This is a genomic window from Limnofasciculus baicalensis BBK-W-15 (assembly GCF_024178385.1).
GTDB classification, from domain to species: domain Bacteria; phylum Cyanobacteriota; class Cyanobacteriia; order Cyanobacteriales; family Coleofasciculaceae; genus Limnofasciculus; species Limnofasciculus baicalensis.
Genome location: NZ_JAMZMM010000375.1, coordinates 1 through 5,824, shown reverse-complemented (window position 1 = coordinate 5,824; position 5,824 = coordinate 1). Strand labels below are relative to the sequence as shown.

General features: G+C 42.9%; 6 protein-coding genes. All 6 read left to right on the top strand.

Annotated elements, in window-relative coordinates:
* On the top strand, positions 1-809 hold an 809-nt coding region (locus NJ959_RS24725; protein WP_254014412.1), incomplete at its 5' end, for a CHAT domain-containing protein.
* Between the two features lie 2 nt (positions 810-811).
* The gene (locus NJ959_RS24720) at positions 812-1,192 is read left to right on the top strand and encodes a hypothetical protein (RefSeq protein ID WP_254014411.1); all 381 of its coding nucleotides are present in this window, start codon (positions 812-814) and stop codon (positions 1,190-1,192) included.
* A 96-nt stretch (positions 1,193-1,288) separates the two neighbouring features.
* A complete protein-coding gene (locus tag NJ959_RS24715; protein WP_254014410.1) occupies positions 1,289-2,689 on the top strand; it encodes a hypothetical protein in 1,401 nt (466 codons plus the stop codon).
* 132 nt (positions 2,690-2,821) lie between these two features.
* Entirely contained in the window at positions 2,822-3,676 is an 855-nt protein-coding gene (locus NJ959_RS24710) for a sirohydrochlorin chelatase (protein WP_254014409.1), read from the top strand.
* Positions 3,673-4,473 carry a uroporphyrinogen-III C-methyltransferase gene (gene cobA / locus NJ959_RS24705; protein WP_254014408.1) on the top strand — a complete coding sequence of 267 codons (801 nt, stop codon included), beginning with the start codon at positions 3,673-3,675 and terminating at the stop codon, positions 4,471-4,473. Before NJ959_RS24710 ends, cobA begins: the two co-directional genes overlap by 4 nt.
* A gap of 155 nt (positions 4,474-4,628) precedes the next feature.
* On the top strand, positions 4,629-5,824 hold a 1,196-nt coding region (locus NJ959_RS24700; RefSeq protein ID WP_254014407.1), incomplete at its 3' end, for a protein kinase family protein.

Here is a 5,824-nt window from a genome sequence, read left to right as displayed (position 1 = left end):
ATGGGTTATCTGTAGGTAGCAATATCTCTGAGAAAATCGACAACTCATCCGTTACATCCGTTACCACATCCGTTGCCAAATTACTCACTATCGAAAATCCCAATAGCGAAGGATTCGATAACCTCCCTTTTGCCGAAATCGAAGCCGCCGCAATTACCCAACTTTTCCCCAACCACAAACGGATAGCCGGAGAAAACGCCACCCAAACCCAAGTTATCGCAGCCCTAAGCGAAAACTACGATATCTTCCACTTTACCGGACATGGAAACTATAATTGCGATCGCGCCGAAGACTCAGCCCTTTACCTCAACGGTAAAGATACCCTCACCTTAAAAGATATTTGTGCTATTCCCAACCTAAATAACTATAAACTAGTCACCCTCGCCGCTTGCGAAACAGCCATTACTGGGAAAGACGGGATTGAAAAAGACTATGTAGGATTAGTCAGTGCCTTACTCTATCAACGAGTCACTTATGTACTTAGTACTCTCTGGACAATACCAGAAAAAGCCAGTAGCTTATTGACGAGCTACTTTTACTGGCAACTGAGGAAAGGGAAAGAACCCGCGATCGCACTTACTATATCTCAAAAATGGTTAAAGAATCTCACCCATCGTAAATTAGCACGATATTATCAGATTATCTTCGCCAAACTCCTCAAAGAAGAGAAACCCTTACGCCCCCACCTGAGAAACGAATTATCGAAAATCAGTAAAATAGAGGAATCCCAGAAAAAAGAGAAACCTTTCCAGAATCCATATAATTGGGCAGCATTTACAATAACAGGCAAAACCCAACCCTCAAAATAATTATGCAATCTAACGATATCCTTCATCTGACAGCCTTCCTCAACGCCCTCCCCCAACTAGACAAACCCTTACCTCCAAACATCCAAACCCGACTCAACCAAATAGCCGAAACCCTAAAAACAGATCCCACCACTATTAATATAGATATCATCGCCGAAGACTACCCTCCCTTAGACGAAACATACCAAACAGAAGTAACAAAACTAAAACAAAACGCCGGAGAAAGAAACAAAGGATTACCCCCTTTACCCCTACCCCAAGAAACAAACACCGAAATAATCAACTCCGCCATCAACACCTTCTCCGCGCTAGACTCAGTTGCCGCCGCCAAAACCCAACCCAACCTCCTCCAAAAAATCTGGCAAAAAATCAAAACACCCTAAAAAACCCTTTGCGCCCTTTGCGATTACCTTTGCGCTCTTTGCATTTAAAAAAAACCTCCCCCAAAAAACCATAAAACTCATAAAAAACTCCCCCCAATGCCCGACACCATAATTTACCCCACCATCAACCTCTACCTCTATGACTTAAAAGAAGGATTAGGAGAAGACGACAATAAAATAACCCAAAACAGCCAAGAATTCTGTAAAAAACTATCCGGCAACCTAGACGAAAAAACCCTAACCAACAAATACCAACACACCGACGCTGATATTATCCAACTTCTCGACACCCAATATCACCAATTTCCCCCACCCCTAGATGGTTGGTATTACCCCCTGCAAATCGGCGACACCTACGCCCTCCAAGTAAACTATTCCGGTAAACTCAACCCTAACAGAAAATATAACGACGACGTACAAGATATCGACGATAAACCATTCCTCCACTTAAAACAAGAAATTATCGAAAAAATAGCCCACCAAACCGGAAGTATCGGACAAACCTGGGTGCTATCTGCCAAACTCACTACCTCAAAAACCGATAGCGACATAGAAAAAATTGCCCAAGAATGCTACAGTCAAATCCTCAGTAACTATAACTGGCGGCTAGACTTAATCGGGAAAGGTACATTATTAGGCGGAACTTTATTTCAATTATGGTATCGCCCCGAAAATCATGGGTTAAACGGAAAAGAATTTTGGGATAAATTCCGCCAAGAAAGCTATCACGTCTTAATCTGGCTATTCCCCGAAAACCAAACACCAGAGGAAATGAGAGATAATCTCCAAATCCTCTACTACGACTTCCTCCGTCTATTCCAATATCGCCATAAAATTATTTGGGCTTATTACCAAAGCCGCTATCATAAATTACTCTTAAAAAAAGAATATATCGATATTCAACCAGCCATCCGGAGCATCCGCGAGTTAACTGAGACAGGGAAAAGCAATCGTGTTAACTTAAGTCAACTACAAAAAACTCTCAACGATCACCTAATTAACTTATCAGATTACGCCCTCGCCTTAAACTATCTGGAAAATCAAGGACGTACTATTGAGGTAAACTTGAAGAATTATGAAGATCGTATCCATGATATGATCCGGAAATATCCCGGTAGTGACCTAGAAGTTATCGACAAATTCAGTAGTGAAATATATGGGAAAAAATATCATCGCCAAGTGGTATCCGATTGCCAAAACTTCCAGCCAGGCTTAACCCTACTGGAAAATATGAATAGTACCATTCAAGGTATCATCGATCTCGAACAAACTAAAAGCGATCGCGCCCTGGATGATACAATTGCGATCGCAGGTATTGGACTCTCTCTCAGTGGATTAACTGCTACCGCCATCTCCGTCCAACAACCTCCTCCCTCCTCTTACCATAATTTCTCTTTCCTCACCTCACCCGTATTTGTTTTAAGTTTCCTGCCCAGTGCCCCATTTTTAATTATTTTGCTATATCGTCTCTTCCTTTCGAGGAAATTTAGGCGATAAATCGCCTACTACAAACTTATCATAGCCAAGGCTAGTCCTATATATATAAAATAGCCACATTTTATACAAAACTCTTCAACCGAAGGTATATACTCAGAAAGAGAATACCATCTAAAAATGTCACTATAACCGTTGCTACCTTCAACAGCTTATTTATTAGTATCCCACGGAAGTCGCGATCCTCGTCCCCAACTAGGGATGGAAAAATTAGCCGAATTGGTAAGGAGTCGGATGGGGGAAGGGAAAAAGGGAAAGGAGAAATTCTCATCCTATCTACCCTTTTACCCTTCATCTGGTTGGGGGAGTAGACAGAGCTTATTATACTCCAGATACTCTGACAAGGTAGGAACCGCTATCGCAATTAGTAACGCTTGGACTCCCTTAGTCGAGACAGCCACGCTAGAATTAGGTAATTTCCCCCTACACGAGCAAATTCGGAGATTTGCGAATAAAGCTCTTGCCTATAGTTACCACCAAATTCAGGTATTACCCTTATTTTTACTACGGGGTGTCCATGTGATGGAAGATATTCCCCAAGAAATAGCCATCGCCCAACAGCGTATTAGTGATATTGTGGAAATCCATCAACTGCCCCATCTAGGTAGTCATCCTAAATTAGGACAATTATTAATAAACCAAGAGGAGATAGCAGATGTAGAGGCTAAAATTCTAGTTTCTCACGGCACGCGCCGAATCGGTGGAAATCAAGCAGTGGAAATAATGGCACAAAACTTAGATGCGATTGCTGCCTACTGGTCAGTAGATCCGATGCTACCACAACAAGTAAAGGATTTAGCCAGTAAAGGATACCAAGAGATAGGAATTCTACCGTACTTCCTATTTTCTGGTGGAATTACCGATGCGATCGCCAAAACCGTCACCAATCTCCAACAACAGTTTCCCCAACTACACCTCAAACAAGGGCAGCCTATCGGCGCAACGCCTCAATTAGCTGAATTAATTGTAGACTTAATCGCGAACCTATGAACCCAACAGACAATCCGATGGTATCTGGAAACTATACTCCCCTAGGGAAAGTATACCTCGTTGGAGCAGGACCTGGCGATCCGGGACTATTTACCCTAAAAGGCAAAGGTCTGTTGGAACATGCCGATGTTGTAGTGTATGATGCCCTAGTTAGTCCCCAAATCCTGGGAATGATTAATCCCCAATCCGAAAAAATCGATGCCGGGAAACGACGGGGCAACCATTCTCGTTTACAGGAAGAAACTACACAGCTATTAATCGAGAAAGCCCAAACTAATGCTATCGTAGTGCGACTCAAAGGTGGCGATCCATTTGTTTTTGGGCGTGGCGGTGAGGAAATGGAAGATTTAGTGAGAGCAGGAATATCTGTAGAAGTAGTACCAGGAGTAACTTCTGGTATTGCCGCACCAGCTTATGCTGGGATTCCCTTAACTCATAGATTATATAGTTCCTCTGTTACCTTTGTTACAGGACACGAAGCAGCCGGGAAATATAGACCAAAAGTAAATTGGACTGCGATCGCCCATAGCTCAGAAACTATTGTAATTTATATGGGACTCCACAATCTCTCCTATATTATCGCCGAACTCAATAGTGCTGGCTTAAGCTTGGATACCCCTGTCGCCTTAATTCGCTGGGGCACTAGACCAGAACAATCAGAATTAATCGGGACATTAGCTACAATTGTGACACAGGTGGAAGCCGCCCAGTTTGAAGCACCTGCGATCGCGGTTATTGGTAATGTGGTTAAATTGAGAGATATTTTGGGGAATAGGGAAGAGAGTTTTGAGTTTTGAATCTCCTCCCCTGCCCATTGGGGGAATGGGGAAATTCTTCTTTGTGTCTTAGTGTCTTCGTGGTAAAATAATACTCTCGATCGGGAATCGCGCATCAGGAATCGGTAATAGGCAATATACAATAGGGTTTTCTCCCTAGCCCCTAACCCCTTCCCATGATTGAGCGGATTCTCAATAATCGTTATCGTGTTATCCGAATTTTAGGCGCTGGCAATTCTGGACTAATTTACCTTGCCGCTGATACTAAAGATCCCCATTTTCCGGTTTGCGCGATTCGAGAATTGAAGATTACCCATCAAAACTATGATGTGGTAACCCGACTGGAATTTCTCTTAGCCCACAAGCCAGAAACTTTGCTCCGACTGACAAAAACTGATTCCGATCCGCAGGTTCTGAATTTCTTTGTCGAAGAGCGGAAATTTTATCTTGTCGAAGACTATTCTACCACTGTACACTCTAGCCCATGTAAGAAATTTGGTCAAGTCTCAGTGGCAGATCCGGGTATGCTCCGCTTTCAAGAAATGTTAGCACTGTTAGGTTCAACTGGAGAAGGTGACAGGGAAGTATCATCCCCGGAAGCGATTGTCCCATCTTCTGTTAAAAATACTGAAAAATTCACTAATTCTGTCGAGATAATATCTAAGCCATCTCAGAAACCTGGAGCGAGGAGAATACTAGGACTAATTTTAGCAGGGGGAGTGGCGCTGATTGCGATCGCGATTCCGATTTTAATTACCCAAAGTCGATATCAGCAGGAAGCTCAGGCATTTTACAATCGCGGTATCGCCAAACTCAAGAGCCAGGATTTACCTGGTGCGATTGGCGAGTTTAACCAGTCGATTCGGCTAAATCCCAGGAATACCTTAGCACTTGGCAATCGGGGTAATGCTCATTTTGACTTAGGGGAATATAAAATAGCAATTGAAGATTACAGTAAGATGATCGAGATGGAGCCAAATAATATTGGCGCTTATTATAATAGAGGATTAGCCCGTTACGAATTAGGAGATTGGCAGGGTACGGTTGAGGATTTAAACCAGCTACTTAGGTTACAACCAGAAGATAGAGATGCTTATTATAAACGAGGAATTGCTTACTATCAACTGGGAAACTATAAACTAGCCATTGCCGATCTAGATCGGGTAATTAAACTAGATCCTAATTATAGCAAAGCTTATGCTTCGCGAGGATTAGCACGCTCGGCTGCTGGGGATTTCCAGGGGGGAATGGCAGATTATACTAAGGCGATTGAATTAGATCCTGAAGATGGTCAGGATTATTATAGGAGGGGGAGGGGAAGATTTAGCTTAGGAGATTATAGCGGATCTGTAGAGGATTACGATCGGGCGAT